This window comes from Sphaerisporangium melleum (assembly GCF_014646695.1).
GTDB lineage: Bacteria > Actinomycetota > Actinomycetes > Streptosporangiales > Streptosporangiaceae > Sphaerisporangium > Sphaerisporangium melleum.
On sequence record NZ_BMNT01000123.1, the window covers coordinates 1 to 803 of the forward strand.

Genomic DNA, 803 nt, shown 5'->3' on the forward strand with positions numbered 1-803 from the left:
GGGGCTTAAGGACCCTTAGTATCACTGGATTCGATATGGGCGCATACCAGCGGGTACGGGAATATCAACCCGTTGTCCATCGACTACGCCTGTCGGCCTCGCCTTAGGTCCCGACTTACCCTGGGCGGATTAACCTAGCCCAGGAACCCTTGGTCATCCGGCGCAGAAGTTTCTCACTTCTGATTCGCTACTCATGCCTGCATTCTCACTCGCACAGCCTCCACAACTCGATCACTCGGCTGCTTCACCGGCTGCACGACGCTCCCCTACCCACCCACACAAAAGTGTGAATGCCACGACTTCGGCGGTGTACTTGAGCCCCGCTACATTGTCGGCGCAGAATCACTTGACCAGTGAGCTATTACGCACTCTTTCAAGGGTGGCTGCTTCTAAGCCAACCTCCTGGTTGTCACTGCGACTCCACATCCTTTCCCACTTAGCACACGCTTAGGGGCCTTAGTCGGTGGTCTGGGCTGTTTCCCTCTCGACTACGAAGCTTATCCCCCGCAGTCTCACTGCCACGCTCTCACTTACCGGCATTCGGAGTTTGGCTGACGTCAGTAACCCGGTAAGGCCCATCAGCCATCCAGTGCTCTACCTCCGGCAAGAAACACGCAACGCTGCACCTAAATGCATTTCGGGGAGAACCAGCTATAACGGAGTTTGATTGGCCTTTCACCCCTACACACAGATCATCCCCCAGGTTTTCAACCCTGGTGGGTTCGGTCCTCCACACGGTCTTACCCGCGCTTCAACCTGCCCATGCGTAGATCACTCCGCTTCGGGTCTACAGCATGCGACTC

1 rRNA gene (running past one end of the window) is annotated in these 803 nt (G+C 56.3%); it reads right to left on the bottom strand.

The window, feature by feature from the left end:
• Positions 1-803: ribosomal RNA gene (locus tag IEY93_RS37425) — 23S ribosomal RNA — on the bottom strand; its annotated part runs 564 nt beyond the window's last position; the annotation flags it as partial.